The sequence below is a fragment of the Streptomyces sp. SYP-A7185 genome (assembly GCF_046103685.1).
Classification (GTDB): Bacteria; Actinomycetota; Actinomycetes; order Streptomycetales; family Streptomycetaceae; genus Streptomyces.
Genome location: NZ_CP122310.1, coordinates 883,490 through 900,258, shown reverse-complemented (window position 1 = coordinate 900,258; position 16,769 = coordinate 883,490). Strand labels below are relative to the sequence as shown.

General features: G+C 72.0%; 15 protein-coding genes. 11 read left to right on the top strand and 4 right to left on the bottom strand.

Going from position 1 to position 16,769, the window contains the following annotated elements:
• Position 1 precedes the first annotated feature (1 nt).
• A complete protein-coding gene (locus tag QBL25_RS03865) occupies positions 2-1,366 on the top strand; it encodes an FAD-dependent oxidoreductase (protein WP_409055540.1) in 1,365 nt (454 codons plus the stop codon).
• 72 nt (positions 1,367-1,438) lie between these two features.
• Here QBL25_RS03865 and QBL25_RS03860 read toward each other — a convergent pair whose 3' ends face one another.
• Positions 1,439-2,635 carry an acyl-CoA dehydrogenase family protein gene (locus QBL25_RS03860; RefSeq protein WP_409055539.1) on the bottom strand — a complete coding sequence of 399 codons (1,197 nt, stop codon included), beginning with the start codon at positions 2,633-2,635 and terminating at the stop codon, positions 1,439-1,441.
• Between the two features lie 80 nt (positions 2,636-2,715).
• Positions 2,716-4,281 carry a class I adenylate-forming enzyme family protein gene (locus QBL25_RS03855; RefSeq protein WP_409055538.1) on the bottom strand — a complete coding sequence of 522 codons (1,566 nt, stop codon included), beginning with the start codon at positions 4,279-4,281 and terminating at the stop codon, positions 2,716-2,718.
• 175 nt (positions 4,282-4,456) lie between these two features.
• Between QBL25_RS03855 and QBL25_RS03850 the strand changes: the two genes are divergently transcribed.
• Positions 4,457-5,053, top strand: coding sequence for a TetR/AcrR family transcriptional regulator (locus tag QBL25_RS03850; RefSeq protein ID WP_409055537.1), 597 nt, complete (start codon positions 4,457-4,459; stop codon positions 5,051-5,053).
• Here the strand turns inward: QBL25_RS03850 and QBL25_RS03845 are convergent.
• The gene (locus tag QBL25_RS03845) at positions 5,020-6,501 is read right to left on the bottom strand and encodes an MFS transporter (protein ID WP_409055536.1); all 1,482 of its coding nucleotides are present in this window, start codon (positions 6,499-6,501) and stop codon (positions 5,020-5,022) included. The genes QBL25_RS03850 and QBL25_RS03845 overlap by 34 nt on opposite strands.
• Positions 6,502-6,748: 247 nt before the next feature.
• On the opposite strand from QBL25_RS03845, the gene QBL25_RS03840 reads away from it, so the two are divergent.
• The 8 genes from QBL25_RS03840 (at position 6,749) to QBL25_RS03805 (ending at position 15,667) form a co-directional block, all read left to right on the top strand.
• On the top strand, positions 6,749-8,047 hold the full coding sequence (locus tag QBL25_RS03840; RefSeq protein ID WP_409055535.1) for a serine hydrolase domain-containing protein: 1,299 nt from the start codon (positions 6,749-6,751) through the stop codon (positions 8,045-8,047).
• 144 nt (positions 8,048-8,191) lie between these two features.
• Entirely contained in the window at positions 8,192-8,950 is a 759-nt protein-coding gene (locus QBL25_RS03835) for a class I SAM-dependent methyltransferase (RefSeq protein WP_409055534.1), read from the top strand.
• A gap of 103 nt (positions 8,951-9,053) precedes the next feature.
• Positions 9,054-10,157 (top strand): FecCD family ABC transporter permease, encoded by a 1,104-nt coding sequence (locus QBL25_RS03830; protein WP_409055533.1) that lies wholly within the window; start codon positions 9,054-9,056, stop codon positions 10,155-10,157.
• The gene (locus QBL25_RS03825) at positions 10,158-10,973 is read left to right on the top strand and encodes an ABC transporter ATP-binding protein (RefSeq protein ID WP_409055532.1); all 816 of its coding nucleotides are present in this window, start codon (positions 10,158-10,160) and stop codon (positions 10,971-10,973) included.
• Complete coding sequence (locus QBL25_RS03820) at positions 10,970-11,977, top strand: ABC transporter substrate-binding protein (RefSeq protein WP_409055531.1); 1,008 nt, start codon at positions 10,970-10,972, stop codon at positions 11,975-11,977. Before QBL25_RS03825 ends, QBL25_RS03820 begins: the two co-directional genes overlap by 4 nt.
• A gap of 65 nt (positions 11,978-12,042) precedes the next feature.
• A complete protein-coding gene (locus tag QBL25_RS03815) occupies positions 12,043-13,107 on the top strand; it encodes a pyridoxal-phosphate dependent enzyme (protein ID WP_409062542.1) in 1,065 nt (354 codons plus the stop codon).
• Positions 13,104-14,330, top strand: a complete 1,227-nt coding sequence (locus tag QBL25_RS03810) for an ATP-grasp domain-containing protein (protein WP_409055530.1) — start codon at positions 13,104-13,106, stop codon at positions 14,328-14,330. Before QBL25_RS03815 ends, QBL25_RS03810 begins: the two co-directional genes overlap by 4 nt.
• Entirely contained in the window at positions 14,327-15,667 is a 1,341-nt protein-coding gene (locus QBL25_RS03805) for an MFS transporter (protein ID WP_409055529.1), read from the top strand. Before QBL25_RS03810 ends, QBL25_RS03805 begins: the two co-directional genes overlap by 4 nt.
• Here the strand turns inward: QBL25_RS03805 and QBL25_RS03800 are convergent.
• Positions 15,570-16,037, bottom strand: a complete 468-nt coding sequence (locus tag QBL25_RS03800) for a DUF1348 family protein (protein WP_409055528.1) — start codon at positions 16,035-16,037, stop codon at positions 15,570-15,572. The two genes, QBL25_RS03805 and QBL25_RS03800, sit on opposite strands and share 98 nt — an antisense overlap.
• A gap of 167 nt (positions 16,038-16,204) precedes the next feature.
• On the opposite strand from QBL25_RS03800, the gene QBL25_RS03795 reads away from it, so the two are divergent.
• Positions 16,205-16,756 carry a TetR/AcrR family transcriptional regulator gene (locus QBL25_RS03795; protein ID WP_409055527.1) on the top strand — a complete coding sequence of 184 codons (552 nt, stop codon included), beginning with the start codon at positions 16,205-16,207 and terminating at the stop codon, positions 16,754-16,756.
• Positions 16,757-16,769 lie beyond the last annotated feature (13 nt).

Here is a 16,769-nt window from a genome sequence, read left to right as displayed (position 1 = left end):
CATGTCTCGCCCTCTGCGGGTAGCCGTTGTCGGAGCCGGTCCGGCCGGCATCTACGCCGCCGACGCGCTGCTGAAATCCGCAGCGGCGGTCGAGCCCGGTGTGTCGATCGACCTCTTCGAGCGGATGCCCGCGCCCTTCGGCCTCATCCGCTACGGCGTCGCCCCCGACCACCCGCGGATCAAGGGCATCATCACGGCCCTGCACCAGGTCCTGGACAAGCCGCAGATCCGCTTCTTCGGCAACGTCGACTACCCGAACGACATCGATCTGGACGACCTGCGCAGCTTCTACGACGCGGTGATCTTCTCCACCGGCGCGACGGCCGACCGGGCGCTCGACATCCCCGGCATCGACCTCGACGGCTCGCACGGCGCCGCGGACTTCGTCTCCTGGTACGACGGGCACCCGGACGTCCCGCGCACCTGGCCGCTCGACGCGGAGAAGGTCGCCGTGCTCGGCGTCGGCAACGTCGCCCTCGACGTGGCGCGCATCCTGGCCAAGACCGCCGAGGAGCTCCTGCCGACCGAGATCCCGCCGAACGTCCACGAGGGGCTCAAGGTCAACAAGGCGCGCGAGGTCCACGTCTTCGGCCGGCGCGGTCCCGCGCAGGCCAAGTTCAGCCCCATGGAGCTGCGGGAGCTCGACCACTCCCCGAACATCGAGGTCATCGTCGACCCCGAGGACATCGACTACGACGACGGCTCGATCGCGACCCGGCGCGGCAACAAGCAGGCCGACATGGTGGCGAAGACGCTGGAGAACTGGGCGATCCGCGACATCGGCGACCGCCCGCACAAGCTGTTCCTGCACTTCTTCGAGTCGCCGACCGAGATCCTCGGTGAGGACGGCAAGGTGGTCGGTCTGCGCACCGAGCGCACCGCCCTCGACGGCACCGGCAACGTCAAGGGAACCGGCGAGTTCAAGGACTGGGACCTCGGTGCCGTCTACCGCGCCGTGGGCTACCTCTCCGACGAGCTGCCCAAGCTGCCCTGGGACGTCGCGTCGGGCACGGTGCCCGACAAGGGCGGCCGGGTCATCGAGGAGACCGGCGAGCACCTTCAGTCGACGTACGTCACCGGCTGGATCCGCCGCGGGCCCGTGGGCCTCATCGGTCACACCAAGGGCGACGCCAACGAGACGGTCGCCAGCCTCCTGGACGACCACGCGAACGCCCGTCTGCACACGCCCACCGCCCCCGAGCCGGCGGCCGTGGAGGCCTTCCTCGGCGAGCGCAACATCCGCTTCACCACCTGGGAGGGCTGGTACCGCCTCGACGCCGCGGAGAAGGCCCTCGGCGAGCCGCAGGAGCGCGAGCGCGTGAAGATCGTCGAGCGCGAGGACATGCTCAAGGCGAGCGGCGCCTAGAAAGGCCCGCCCCACCGGTGCTCCGGCGCCCCGCCCGGGACGGAACCCGAGGCGGGGCGGTGGCAAGGCGGCTCAGGGCTGGAAGGCCAGGAGTTTGGCTATGCCGTTGCGCTGGATCTCCGAGGTTCCGGTGAGGATGCGGAACATGCGGATCTTGCGGAACAGGAACTCGATCTCGTGCCCCTGGGTCAGGCCCTCCTTGCCGTGGATCTGCACCGCCTCGTCCAGGATCCGGAACGCTGACTCGGCCACGAAGAGCTTGCACATGAAGGCTTCGGCGTGCGCGTCCTCGCCCCTGTCCAGCGAGGCCAGCGCCGCGTACGTCATGGAGCGGGCCGCGTAGAGCTCCGTGGCCATGTCGGCGACCTTGTGCTGGATGGCCTGGAGCGCGAGCAGGGGCTTGCCGCCGGCGACCTTGCGGTGCCGGGTGCGGTCCAGGGTCAGGGCGAGGGCGCGGCGGGTGGCGCCGATGACGGTGGGGCAGTGCAGCAGCCGGTTGGTGGTGACGCGGCCGAGCGCGATGCGCATGCCCTTGCCCTCCTCGCCCAGGAGGTTGGCGGCCGGGACGCGGCAGTCGTCCAGGACGATGTCGCTCTCGATGTGTTCGCCGGACATCGGGGTCGCGCCGTCCTCGACACGGCACCCGGGGCTGTCCAGGTCGACCAGGAAGGCGGAGAACAGCGGCTTGTCGCCCTCCTGTTCACCGGTGCCGGCCATCCGGGCCACCACGATGGCGAAGTCGGCGAACGGCCCGGCCGACGAGAACACCTTGTGGCCGGTCAGCCGGTAGCCGTCACCGTCGCGGACGGCGGTGGTGCGCATCGAGCGCACGTCGGAGCCCGCGTCGGTCTCCGTGAGGGAGAAGCAGCAGGCCCGCTCGCCGCGGACCAGGGGCAGCAGATAGGTGGCGAGCTGGTGGTCGGTGGCGTGCTTGAGGATGTCACCCGCGCGCAGGGGCCCGCCCATGTCGCCCAGGACGCTGTGGGCAAGGACGCGACCGCTGGCTCCGATCTCCTCCTTGAGGGCGGCGAGCTGGGTGTAGGTGAGGTTCCGGCCGCCGTACTCCTCGGGCAAGTGAACGCCGTAAAAGCCCAGTTCGCGGCTGCGGCGCCAGACGGGTTCGAGGTCGGCGCGGGTGAGGCGGCTCTCGTGGGTGAGGCCGCGCTCGCGTTCGTGGTCGGCGAGTTCACCGTCGAGGTAGTCGCGCAGCCGGCCGACGAGATCGGCCAGCTGCGGGTCGTCGTAGGCGGGGCGCAGGGAGAAGGTCATGGCGGCTCGTTCCTTGTTGCGGGGCGTTGCGGGGCGTCATGGGGTGACGTGGGGTGGCGGGGGCGTGAGGGGCTGACGGATCAGTTCACGCGGCGGACGGCGTCGGCCCAGAACGGTTCGCGCACGGCCTTGCGGTCGAGCTTTCCGTTGCGGTTGTGGGGGAGTTCGGCGACGAAGTCGACCGAGCGCGGCTTCTTGAGGCGGTCGAGCCGCTCGGCGCAGAAGGCGATGAGCTGGTCCGCGCCCACGGCGGCGCCCGGCTCGGTCACGACGACCGCCTTGACGGCTTCGCCCCAGGTCTCGTCCGGCACCCCGACCACGCACGCTTCCAGGACGGCGGGGTGCTCGTAGAGGGCGGACTCGACCTCGGTGCAGTAGATGTTGAAGCCGCCGGAAATGATCATGTCCTTCTTGCGGTCGACGAGGAAGAGATAGCCGTCCTCGCGCATCCAGGCCAGGTCACCGGTGTGCACCCAGCCGTCGCGGAAGGTCTCGGCCGACAGCTGCGGCTCCTGCCAGTACTCCCGTACGCAGTCGGGTCCCCGCACGATGACCTCGCCGATCTCGCGCGGCGCCACTTCGCGGCCGGCCTCGTCGACGACGCGGATCTCGGTGTCGTACGACGCCCGGCCGCAGGACTGCAGCAGTTCCGGGTCCTCCTTGACCGCGCGGGCGATCTCCTCGCCGCTCAGTCCGGCGACGACGCTGGTGGTCTCGCCTAGGCCGTACCCCTGGGCGACGACCGGCCCGAAGAACTCCACCGCGTCGCGCAGGCGTTGGGGCGAGATGGGGGCGCCGCCGATCCGCACGCTGGTCAAAGACGACAGGTCGTGCCCGGTGGCGCCGGGGTGGGCGAGCACCATGTTCAGCATGGCCGGCACGAGGAAGGTCGCGGTGATGCGCTCCTTCTCCACCGCCGCCAGGAACGCCTCGGGGCTCCAGGTGGGCAGGACGTGCGTCGTCGACCCGCCGAACACCCCGGCGAGCAGGCCCATGCCGGTGGCGTGGGTGATGGGGCCGCAGGCCATGTAGCGGGTGCCGGGCCGGGGGCGGGACTCGTCGCTCATCAGCTGCTTGCGCATGTTGGCGAGCCGGTTGCCCACCGTCTGCACGGCGGCCTTCAGGGCGCCGGTGGAGCCGGAGGTGAAGTTCAGGACGCAGGGGGAGTCCTCGTCGACGTCGACGCTGATCGGGTCCGCACCGCCTTCCGCGAGGAGCGCCTCATAGGCGATGCCCGGTGAAGCGCCGTCGGGTGTGCCGTCCAGGTGGACCGGCAGGCAGTCGGTGCCGGCCTCGGCGATCGCGGCGAGGGCGTCCGCACGGTGGGCCTCGTCGAAGATCAGAGCGCGTACGGGGGCGTAGCGCAGGATGTGCGTGATTTCCCCGCGCCCCAGGCGGGCGTTGACGGGAGCGCGCATCAACCCCGCCTTGTAGAGGGCGAACTCGGCTTCCACCAGCTCGCCCCGGTTCCAGGCGAGCGAGGCCACGGCGTCGCCGGGGCGCAGCCCGCGGGAGACCAGCGCGGAGGCCAGCCGGTTGGTGGTCGTCTCCAGGCGGTCGAAGGTCCACGAGCGGTCGCCGCAGACGAGGGCCGTGGCCTGCGGCCAGTAGCGGGCGCTGCGGGTCAGATAGGTGCCGAGGTTCATCGCGTTCTCCGAAGCGGGGCGGGGGATGGGCGGGAAAAGGCAGGGGAGGGCAGAACGGAAACGTGAAAGTAAACAGAATGACTAATTACGAACAGAGTGTTCAGTAACCTCTGGACTGTCAAGAGTCTTCTAGACTGGGTCCGCAATCACGACCACGCGGGCGAGGAGGGCCTCCATGGCCGAAGACAGGCGGACACGAAGGTCGCGACGGGCGCTCGGCTCGGCGCTGGTGGAACTGGTCCTGGAGCGTGGCTTCACCGCGCTGACCGTGGAGGACATCACCGAGCGCGCCGACGTCGCCCGCGCGACCTTCTACGCGCACTTCAAGGACAAGGAAGGCCTGTTCGCGCGCGTGACGTCCGACCTGCTGCAGGAGCTGGGGGAGCGGCTGCTGCCGACCATCGCCGACAGCGCCGTGGGCTTCACCGGAAAGCCGGTCCTCGAAATGCTGCGGCACGCGCGCGAGGAGCGCGATCTGTACCGGATCGTGCTGCGCGGCGAAGGCGACGGAAAGCCGCTCCAGATGTTCGTGGACACCTGTGCGCGGACCACCGCCGAGGAGTTCCGCGCCCGCGCCGAGCGCAACGGCGTGGAGCCGCGCATCGACGCCGACCTCCTCGCCCGCGTCTGGGTGGGCGAGCAGGTCGCCGTCCTGCGGTGGTGGGTGGAGCAGGAGACGCCGCCGATGCCTCCCGAGGAGGTCGTGCGCCAGCTGCTGGACCTGGCCCTGCGCGGACGCTACTGGGCGAGCGGCTTCGACGCGCCGGTCTGAGTCCGGGCCGGGCCCCCGGGGGCCAGGCCCAGCCGCCGGGCGTCGCGCTCCGGCCGGATGCACACCAGCGCGGTCAGGCCGGACAGCAGCATCACCGCCGCGGAGACCAGGAACGAGATGGTGTAGCCGGCGCCCTGCGAGCCCGCGCTGTCCAGCAGATGCCCGGTCAGGGAGGGGGCGATGAGGCCGGGCAGGGTCCCCGTCGCGGCCACGATGCCGAAGAGGGCGCCGCGCTGACGGGTGGGGACGACGGCGGCCGTCGTCATGTAGTGCAGGGGGAAGACGATGGCGTGCCCCCCGAACGCCACCGCGATCAGCAGGATTTGCAGCCGGCCGTCCCCCGCGAACGGGAAGCTCGCCATGGCGAGCCCGGCGACGATGACCGCGATGCCCTGCGGCGCGCCGGTCGCCCAGCGGGTGGAGACGCCTCGGCGGTTCAGCGCGTCGGCGAACGGTGACACCGCCAGGAGCAGGACGAAGCTGAAGGCGGAGATGCCGCTGATGAGGGTCGCCGCACCGCCCGGCGTCATGTCGAGCTGGGTCCTGAAGTAGGCGGGCAGCCAGGCGTGGCTGACGGCCAGCGCCCACGAGGCGCCGAAGGCACCCGCGATGCTCCCCACGACCGTGCCGTTCAGGAGGAGTTTCCGGTAGGGGAGCGGGAGTTCGTGCGGCTGGGCCTCGGGCTCGGGCTGGGCCTCGGGCTCGGACCGCGGTTCCGGCTCGGGCCCCGTCAGCCGTGTGGTCGTGTCAGGGCGGCTGGTGCGGCTGGTGCGGCTGGTGCGGCCACGGCGGCTGGGGTGCGCCGCCGCCTGACCGTACGGGCCGTCGTGTCCGACGCGCCACCAGATCAGACTCCACGTCAGGCTGGTCACGGCGAGCGCCGCGAAGGCCGAGCGCCAGCCGAAGGCCGTGATGAGCCAGGTGACGACGGGTGCCGCGATGAGCGTGCCGAGTGCGGCGCCGCTGATCTGGAGCGCCGACGGCAGGCCGCGCCGGTCGAGGGGAAACCACTTGTACAGGGCGTGCATGGACATCGAGGCGGCCGGCCCTTCGGCGGCGCCGAGCAGCACGCGCCCCGCGATCAGCGTCGGGACCGCCGCCACGACCAGCACCGGCAGCTGGGCCACCGCCCACAGCGCGGCCATGGTGAAGAGCAGGGCCCGGCTGGAGACGCGGGACGACACGAATCCGACAAGGAGCCCGGAGAGGCTGAACAGGATCGAGAACGAGCTGGAGATCATGCCGTACGTGCTGTTGCTGATGTCCAGCTCGTCCATGATCGGCACGGCGGCGAGCCCCAGGACGGACTTGTCGGCGTAGTTGATCAGCATGAACGCGACGATCATCGCGGTGATCAGCCAGGCGCGCCGCCGGTCGAACTCGGGCGGCGCCGAGGCGTTTTCGAGGGGCGGCGCCGAGGTGTGCGGCGAGACGTGCTCAGTGGCCATGGGAACTCCTGCGGTCGGGGAGCAGGCGCGGGTGCGGCGAAAAGGGCATGCGGAGGAGAGGGCTGCGGAGGCCCGGATCTCGGGGTCGCGGCGATGTCAGATTACTGAACACTCTGTATGTTAACGATTAGAGTGAAGTGAATCTACGGCTAGCTCAGGCCGACCTGACCGTCGGCCCGATCCTCCCGAGGGGAGCGAGCCACCGCGATGAGAGGGGCGCCCCATGCCGCGAGACGAAGCACGATCCATGACGCGGGACGAAGAACACGCCACGCCGCGAGACGCCGCACGATCCACCCCGTCCCACGAAGCGCGCACCACCCCGCGATACGAGCCACGCGCCGCGCCGCGAGCCACGCCCGATGAGCAGCCGCTGGGCGACCTCCGCTGGACCCGCGGCTACACCGACCCCGCCTGGGTCCGGCGCTACACGGCCGCGGGCCGCGAGATCTCGCCAAGCCGCCGGGTGTGGCGCGGCGCGGCCCCCGCCCGTGATCTGCCCGGCAGGCCGCGCGACCTGGACACTCTGGAGATCTCCGTGCCGGGCGGATCCTCGCTCAAGCTGCCGGAGCTGTTCGCCGCCGCCGAGACCGACGCCGTCGTGGTCCTGCACCGCGGATCCGTCGCCTACGAGCGCTACTTCCACGGCACCCGGCCGCACACGCCCCACTTCAACGCCTCCGCTGCCAAGTCCTACCTGGGGCTCGTCGCGGCGACCCTCGCGCACGACGGCCTCCTGGACCGCACGGCCCTGGTCTCGCACTACGTGCCCGAGCTCGCGGGCACCGCGTACGGGGACGCCCGGGTCGACCACCTGCTCCACATGGGCACCCAGGTGAGCTACGCGGGCCGCCGCTTCGACAAGTCCATCGAGGCGCAGCGCTACTTCGCGATCGTGGGACCCCAACTGCGGCCCAACGGCTACAGCGGACCCACCAGCATCCGCGAACACCTGGCCACCGCACGGGCCACCGGCGCGCCGGGCACCGAGTTCCGCTACGAGAACGGCAACGTCGAAGCCTTGGCCGAAGTCCTGCGCCGGATCACCGGGATCAGCACGTCCGCCCTGCTCGGCGAAGTGATCTGGTCGCACCTGGGCGCGCAGGAGGACGCGTACTACATCCTCGACGGTGAAGGCGTCGAAGCCGCCTGCGGCGGATTCAGCGCCACGGCCCGTGACGTGGCCAGGCTCGGTGAGGCGCTGCGCCGCGGCGGAGCGGTCGGGGAACGGCAGGTCGTGCCGGAGGCCGTCGCCACCACCATCGTCAGTGGAGTGCCCGACGGCTACCCCCGGCGGGTCCGCTTCCCGGCCGCGCCCCCCGAGGCGCCCGCCACGCTCTCGTACCACGACCTGTGGTGGGTCCTGAACGATCCCTACGACTCCTTCATGGCCAGCGGGATCCACGGCCAGCGCCTGTTCGTCTCACCCCGACTCGACCTGGTGATCGCCCACTTCGCCTCCCAGATCGTCTCGCCCGCGGTGCCGCCGGCCTCGCTCGTCCCGGCCTTCCTCCAGATCGGCGCCCACCTGAACGCCGAGGGCTGACCCCGCGGTTCCCCGCCCCGACCCTCCCCGCCCGGGAACCAGAGCCGCCCCGCGGCCGACCACTGGTGCGCAAGTCCCCTGCGCCCGGCCCGCACGGCCGCACGCGTACGGGCCGGAACACCACGGGAGCGAGGGCGCGGCAGCATGCACTGGTACGAGGACGACGGATTCTGGTCCGACTTCTCCGAGACGATGTTCTCCGAGCGGCGGCGGGCGCAGACGGCCGAGGTCGTCGCCCGCTCGCCGCTGCTCGGCTTCCCGCCCGGCAGCCGCGTCCTCGACCTGTGCTGCGGGCCCGGCCTCTACCTGGTGCCGCTGGCGCACCGCGGCTACACGGTCACCGGCGTGGACCTCAGCGCGGAGCTCCTGAAGCGGGCCCGCGCCGTGTGCGAGGACGCCGCCGTCGACGTCCGCCTGATCCGGGCGGACATGCTCACCCACGTCGAGCCGGAGTCGTACGACGTGGTGCTCAACGTCTTCACCTCCTTCGGCTACTTCGACGACGCGCGGGACAACGTCCGGGTGCTGCGCAACGCCTATGAGTCACTGGTGCCCGGCGGGCGGCTGCTGATCGACGTGATGGGCAAGGAAGTCCTCGCCGGCTGGATCGGCCGCCCCCAGATCGTCGAACTCGACGGCGCCTACGTGGTGCAGCGCGACACCGTCCTGGACAGCTGGTCGCGGCTGCGCACCGACTGGACCCTCGTCCGCGACGGAGCCGCCCGGGAGGCCTCGATCACCTCCTTCCTCTACAGCGCCGCCGAACTGCGCACGCTCTTCGAGGACGCCGGGTTCACCGACGTGCGGTGCTTCGGCGGCTTCGACGAGGAGCCCTACGACCAGCACGCGCGCCGTCTGATCGTGCGAGGTACCAAGCCCGGCAGCGCCCGGGGCAGTTCGTGAATCCGCGGGAACCCGGCGCCGCCGCCCGCCGACTACTGGAGCGTGCCGCCCCGGGCAGGGGCGGCCGGACCGCCGCGAACCGTCCGACGGGTGAAGGGACTTCATGACCGAGGCCACTGCCGGGACCGCGCCCCCGGAGACAGACCTCCCGGAGACGACGGCCGGAAAAGCGGGCCGGGGACGGCTCGTGACCACGCTGACCGTGCTCTCGGTGGCGCTGGTCGTCTCCGTCCTGGCCGGGATCGCCCTGGGACCGACCGTCGTGCCGCCCGGCGACGTCGTGCGGTTCCTGACCGCCGCACTCACCGGCGGCGGCATCGGGGCCGACGACGTGACCGGCTACTCCATCGTCTGGCACGTGCGCACCCCGCGGGTGCTGCTCGCCGCCGTGGTCGGGGCCGGGCTCTCGGTCGTCGGCGTCGCGATCCAGGCATTGGTGCGCAACGCCCTCGCGGACCCCTTCGTCCTCGGCATCTCCTCCGGCGCCTCCGTGGGGGCCACCGCGGTCGTGGTGTTCGGGGTCTTCGCCGGTCTCGGGGTCTACGCGCTGTCCGCCGCCGCGTTCCTGGGGGCGCTCGGCGCCACCGTGCTGGTGTACCTCGCCGCGCGCGGGCCGCTCGGTCTGACGCCGCTGCGCCTGGTCCTCACCGGCGTCGCTTTGGCCTACGGGTTCCAGGCGCTGATGAGCGTGCTCGTCTTCCTCTCGCCCAACGGCCAGGCCGCCCGGACCGTGCTGTTCTGGCTGCTCGGCAGCCTCGGCTCGGCGTCCTGGGAGTCGCTGCCGCTCGCGGCCGGGGCCGTCCTGGTCACGGTCGTGGTGCTGCTGCGCCAGAGCCGCTCGCTCGACGTGCTGTCCCTGGGGGACGAGACCGCGGCCAGCCTGGGCGTCGACGCGGAGGCACTGCGCCGCCGCCTCTTCCTCCTCACGGCGGCGGTCACCGGTCTCATCGTCGCGGTCAGCGGCGCGATCGGCTTCGTCGGGCTCGTCCTGCCCCATGTCGTGCGCATCCTCGTCGGCTCGACCCACCGCCGGGTCCTGGCCGTGGCACCGCTCGCCGGAGCCTGCTTCCTGGTCTGGGTCGACCTCGTCGCCCGCACGGCGTTCGCCCCCGAGGAACTGCCGCTGGGGGTGATCACCGCGCTGATCGGCGTACCGGTGTTCATCGTGCTGATGCGCCGCCGCGGCTATCTCTTCGGAGGGCGCTAGATGAGTCTCGTCCTGCGGGATCTGACGGTCGAGGCGGCGGGGCGCGCTCTCGTCGACCGGCTGCACATCGAGGTGGACGCCGGCCGGATCGTCGGGCTCGTCGGCCCGAACGGCAGCGGCAAGTCCACCGCGCTGCGCTGCGTCTACCGGGCGCTGCGGCCGACGTCGGGCGCCGTGCTCCTGGACGGGGCCGACCTGACGTCGCTCAAGCTGCGCGACAGCGCCCGGTCCATCGCCGCGCTCACCCAGGAGAGCCACACCGACCTCGACTTCACCGTGGCGGAGGTCGTGGCTCTCGGCCGCGCCCCGCACGCTCGCGGCAACCAGCCCCTCACCGCCCGCGAACGGGCCCTGTGCCGGCAGGCGATGGACCGCCTCGACGTGACCCCGCTCGCGGACCGCAGCGTGCTCACGCTCTCCGGCGGCGAGCGCCAGCGCGTGCTCGTGGCGCGCGCCCTCGTCCAGGAACCCCGCGTCCTGGTCCTCGACGAGCCGACCAACCACCTCGACATCCGCCACCAGGTGGAGCTCCTCTCCTTCCTGCGCGGCTCGGGCCTCACGGTGCTCACGGCCCTCCACGACCTCAATCTGGCGGCCGCGGCCTGCGACAGCATCGCCGTCCTGAGCTCCGGCTCCCTGGTCGCCACGGGCACCCCGGCCGAGGTCCTGAACCCCGAGCTGATCCGCAAGGTGTTCGGCGTCGACGCCACCGTCGTGCACCACCCCCGCACCGGGACGCCCCACCTCGTCTACGACCTCACCCCCGTCGGCGTCCCGGCCTGCGCCGACGCCCCGTCAGAAGGACCGCACTCATGATCCGACCACCGCTGTCCCGCGCCCTGGCAGCCGCCGTACTCCTGACGACCGGGCTCCTGACCACCGGCTGTGGCGCCGACATCGAGCCGACGGCGAAGAACAAGGCGAAGACGGTCACCGTCTCCAACTGCGGCAAGGACGTCACGTACAGCCGGCCTCGGCGTCCGGTGGCCTACGACGTCAGCGGCGCCGAGAAGATGTTCTCCCTCGGCCTCGCCGACCGGATGCGCGGTTACGTCATGAACAAGCTCGGCGACCCGTCCATCAAGGGCTCGCCCTGGCGCCAGGACTACGCCGACGTGGAGCGCCTGGGCACCGAGCGCATCACCCGCGAGATCGTGGCCGACGCCAAGGCCGACTTCGTCCTCGCCGGGTGGAACTCCGGCTTCAGCGAGGAGCGCGGCATCACGCCCGCGCTCCTGGAGAAGGTCGGGTCCGCCAGCTATCTGCACACCGAGACGTGCTGGGACTACGGCGACAAGAGCGTCGACGTCACGCCCCTGGAGGCGCTCTACACGGACCTGGACAACCTGGGCCGGATCTTCGGCGTGGAGCAGCGCGCCGAGAAGGTCGTCACCGGCCTCAAGGCACGCGTCGGCGCCCTGAAGAAGACCTGGCCCGACCGGGGCGACCCGGCCAAGGTCTTCGTCTACGACTCGGGCACCGACCAGCCCTTCACCGCCGGACGCCACGCCGCACCGAACGACATCATCAAAGCCGCGGGCGCCACCAACGTCTTCGACGACCTCGACAAGGGCTGGACGACCGTCGGCTGGGAGCCGGTCATCAAGGCCAAGCCCGAGGTCATCGTCGTCATCGACTACGCCGACCAGCCCGCCGAGAAGAAGATCGCCTACTTGAAGTCGCTCCCCGGCCTGAAATCGGCGCCGGCCGTCAAGGAGGGCCGCTTCTTCGTCCTGTCCTACGGCGACGCGGTCAGCGGCCCGCGCAACGTCAAGGGCGCGGAGCGCCTGGGCGGCTACCTCCGGTCGGTCGGACGGTGACCGCCGTACGCACGCCGGCGGCCCCCGCGGCCCCCGCCACCGTCCACGGGCACATCACCGACGCGATGAAGGCCCCCGACCTGCTGCGGCTCACCGACAACGTGGTCCTCGCCCGCTTCGAGACGATGAAGGTGTACGCCGCGCTCGGCGCGGTCCGCACCCTCCTGGAGCGCGGGACCGTACGGCCCGGCCAGACCCTCGTCGACAGCTCCAGCGGGATCTACGCCCTCGCCCTGGCCATGGCCTGCCACCGCTACGGGCTCGGCTGCCACATCGTGGCCTCCACCACCGTCGACGCGGCGATGCGCGCGCAGCTGGAGATCCTGGGGGCCACGGTGGACCAGATGCCGCCCTCCGACAGCCTGCGCCTCGACCAGGAGCGCCGGGTCCGCCGGGTGCGCCACCTGCTGGCCGGGCGCACCGATCTGCACTGGATGCGGCAGTACCACGACGGCGTGCACTACGCGGGCTACCAGGAGTTCGCGGATCTGGTCGACGCCGCACTGCCCGACACCCCGCTGACCGTGGTGGGCGCCGTCGGCACGGGCGCCTCCACCGGCGGGCTCGTCCAGCCGCTGCGCCACCGCGGACGCGAGGTGCGGTTGGTGGGCCTGCAACCGTTCGGCAGCGTCACGTTCGGCAGCGAGGACTTCAGCGATCCGGAGGCGATCATCGCCGGGATCGGCAGCTCGATCCCCTTCGACAACGTCCGCCACGACCTGTACGACACCCTCCACTGGGTCGACTTCCGGCACGCCATGGCGGGAGCCGTCGATCTCCTGCGCGCCCACGCGGTGTTCGCCGGGCTCTCCACCGGTGCGGCCCACCTCGTCGCGGGCTGGGAGGCGGCCCGGAACCCGGACCGCGTGCATCTGGTGATCGGCGCCGACACGGGACACCGCTACACCGAGCGGGTCTTCTCCCGCCACCAGGAGGCGCTCGACCCGCGCGCCCTCAAGCCGCACCAGATCACGGACCTGACGGGCCTCGCGCCGCCGTGGTCGGCGATGGAGTGGAACCGGCGGAGCTACGACGTGCGAGCGAAGCAGCACACCGAGCACACCGTGCACACCGAGCACGCGCAGCACGACACGAACGACCGGCACGAGAAGGAGGGGAAGGCATCGTGACGATCGCCGCCCTGGAAGCACTCACTTTCGGCCTGGGCCGCCTGGTGGAGGCGGCCGAGGCCGCCGGGCACCGGCTGTGCCTGCTCACCGGCGACCGCAGCGTCTACCGGCACGAACTGGAGCGCCTGCAGTCCGGCGCCCTCGACGTCGTCGACGTCGACACCCACGACGCGGCCGCGTCCGCCGCGGCCCTGGCCGCGGTGCCGGGCCTGAAGGGACTCATCAACCAGACCGACACCTGGAGCGTGCCGGGCGCCCATCTCGCCGCCGAACTCGGCCTGCCGGGGCCCGATCCGGCCGCGGTCCGCGTCCTGCGGGACAAGGCGCGGGTGCGCAACCTCCTGCACGGACAGGGCCTCGGGGGCGGCCCCGCCCGCATGGTCGCGGCCGGGCCCGCGGCGGCCGACGAGGTGCTCCGGCAGGTCGGTCTGCCCCTGGTCCTCAAGGACTCGGCGGGGACCTCGTCGCGCAACGTCTGGCTGATCCGTGACGAGCGGCAGCTGCACGCAGCCCTCCGGGAAGCGGCCCGACGCCCCTTCACCGGGCGGCTGTTCGCGGAACCCTTCTTCGCCGGGCCCCTCTACAGCGCGGAGACGCTCAGCTGGGCGGGGGAGACGAAGCTCCTCGGTGTGCTCAGCCGCCGGCTGGCGCCCGAGCCGTCCGTGCGCGAGGAGGCCGCCGCCTTCCCCGTGGCCCTGCCGGAACCGGACCTCGCCCTCATCGAGGACTGGGTGGCGCGCGTCCTGGCGGCCGCGGGCCATGACGCGGGCTTCGCGCACGTCGAGTTCGTCCTCACCGCCGACGGCCCGGAGCTCGTGGAGATCAACCGCCGCATCGGCGGCGCGCTCGTCGGCGAGGCACTGTGCCGTGCCCTGCGCACCAACGTGTACGACGCGATGGTCGCCGTGGCGCTCGGCCTGCGTCCCGCCCTGCTCGACGCACCGGCGGCCACGGGCCCCGCCACGGGTTTCGTCCTCGTCTACCCCGACCGCCCCGGCACCCTCACCGGCTGGAGCGGCCTGGACGGCCTCTCCGTGTTCCCCGGCTCGCCCGAGTGGTATCCCACCGCGGCCCCCGGCGACCGCCTGGAGCACGTGCACGACCAGCGGGGCTGCACCGGCATCGTCCTGGCCGAGGGCGCGACCTCGGAACTGGCCCTGCACCGTGCGCTGAGCGCGGCCGGCAGCATACGGCCGCTCGTCGCCGCCGACGCCCCGGAGTGACGCTCCCGGGGAAGCCGCGCGGGCGCCTGCGAGCGGGCCTCGCGCGGCTCACCGGGCCGCAGCGCTTCCTGCTGGCCGGGTCGTTCCTGATCCCGCTGGGCAGCTTCGCCGTTCTGCCCTTCATGTCGGTGCTGCTCCACGAGCGGCTGGGCATGGGGCTCGGTGCCGTCGGCGTCGTGCTCGCCGTCGCCTCGCTGGTGCAGTTCTCGGGCGGGGTGGCGGGCGGCGCGATCGCCGGGCGCCTGGGGCTCCGGCGCACGATGCTGCTCGCCCTGGTGATCCGCACGGCGGGCTTCGCCTGCTTCCTGCCGGGCCTGCGCCATCCTGCCGCCGCGGTCTTCGCCCTCCTGCTGGTGTCCGTGGGCGCCGCGCTGTATCTGCCCGCGAACAAGGCGTACTTGATCCATGCGGCCGGCGAGGAGCAGCGGCCCCTCGTGCTGTCCGCGAGCAGTTCCGCGCTGAACGCGGGCATCGCCCTGGGCCCGCTCGCGGCGGCCCCTTTCGTGCTCAGCGCCTCGGCCGGACTCTTCACCGCGGTGACCGTGCTCTTCGCGGCGATCACCGTGGGCCATGCCCTGCTCCCCGCGGAGGGCCCCGACCGCGGGGACGAGCCGGGTGCCGGGGCCGAGCTACCCGCCCGCCGGACCAGGGCGTTCGCCGGTCTGGCGGTGCTGCCGTTCGCGACGACCGTGCTGAGCCTGTACGTCTTCATGTTCTTCCAGCACTACCTCGCGCTGTATGCGGTGCCCCGCACGTCGACGACGTACTACGGCCTGGTCCTGGCGTCGTACGCCCTGGTGCTCGTCGTCGCGCAACCGCTCCTCTCGGAGTGGATCGCACGGCTGCCCTACGCCCGTGCCCTGTGGCTTGGCTTCGGCGCGATGGCCGCGGGGATGGCCACGCTCGCCGTCGGCAACGGCGTGGCGATCATGGCCGGGGCTTTGTGCGTCTGTCTCGGCGAGGTCGTCCTCTTCTTCAAGAACGACCTCGAGGCCCTCGCCCGCTCGCCCCGGGCGCCGGCGGTGGTGTTCGGTCACCAGCGGCTCGCGGCCGGTATCGGCGCCTTCGCCAGCGGGATCGTCGGCGGGGAGGGCTACCGGCTCGCCGAACGGTCCGGTGGCGCGGGCCTGTTCTGGGTCGCGGTCGCCGCGCAGTGCGCCCTGCTGCCGTTCCTGCTGCGGCCGCTGACAGGGCCGAAGCCGCCGAGACGGCCGCGGTGTCGGGGGCGCCGGTCCGCGGTCACAGCCCGAGGTCGCAGAGGCCGGGGTGGTCGTCCGGGCGGCGGCCGAGCGGCCAGTGGTACTTGCGGTCGGACTCCTCGATGGGCACGTCGTTGATGGACGCGTGCCGGGCACGCATCAACCCGTCGTCGTCGAACTCCCAGTTCTCGTTGCCGTACGAGCGGTACCAGTGGCCGGAGTCGTCGTGCCACTCGTAGGCGAACCGCACCGCGATGCGGTGGCCGTCGTGCGCCCACAGCTCCTTGATCAGGCGGTAGTCGAGCTCCCGGACCCACTTGCGGGAGAGGAAGGCGACGATGGCGTCGCGCCCGGTGACGAACTCCGCGCGGTTGCGCCAGCGCGAGTCCGCGCTGTAGGCGAGGGCGACCTTCTCCGGATCGCGGGAGTTCCAGCCGTCTTCGGCCAGGCGGACCTTCTCGGCCGCGGTCTCGCGGGTGAACGGCGGTACCGGCGGGCGTGCGGTCATGGCTCTCTCCTGAATCGTCGACGACGCGAGAACGGTCGTTCTCCGCAGGGCGTCCACGATAGGAGAACGCTCGTTCTCGCGCAATGGTGCGTACGGATCAGCGTCCGTAGTAGGCTCAGAGAACGATCGTTCTCAGGTCGTTGGATCCTCACCCCACCGGAGCCCGCATGGACCGCGCCGAAGCGGAAGTCAGCCTCCTCGACGCCGCCGAGCAGCTCTTCTACGAGCGCGGCATCCAGGCCGTGGGCATGGACCAGGTGCGCGCCGCCTCGGGCGTCTCGCTCAAGCGGCTGTATCAGCTCTACCCCTCCAAGTCGCAGCTGGTCGTCGCCTGTCTGGAGCGACGCGACCTGCGCTGGCGCACCCGCCTCGCCGCTTCCGTGGAGCGCGAGCCGGCCGGGGTGGAGCGGATCCTCGCCGTCTACGACTGGCTCCACGCCTGGTTTGGTGAACCGGACTTCCGGGGCTGCGCCTTCATCAACTCCTTCGGTGAACTCGGCGCCGTCGACGCGGCGGTCGCCGACGCCGTCCGGGCGCACAAGAGCGCCTTCCACGACTACATGGCGGGACTTGTGGCCGCCGCCGGCGAATCGCGGCAGACTGTCGGCCCGTTGGTCCTGCTCGCCGAGGGGGCCATGACCGCGGCCGCCGTCTCGGGCTCACCCGAACCGGCGCGCCAAGCCCGCCGGGGCGCGGCTCAGTTGCTGGCCGCGCGGTGACCGCGGGCGCTCG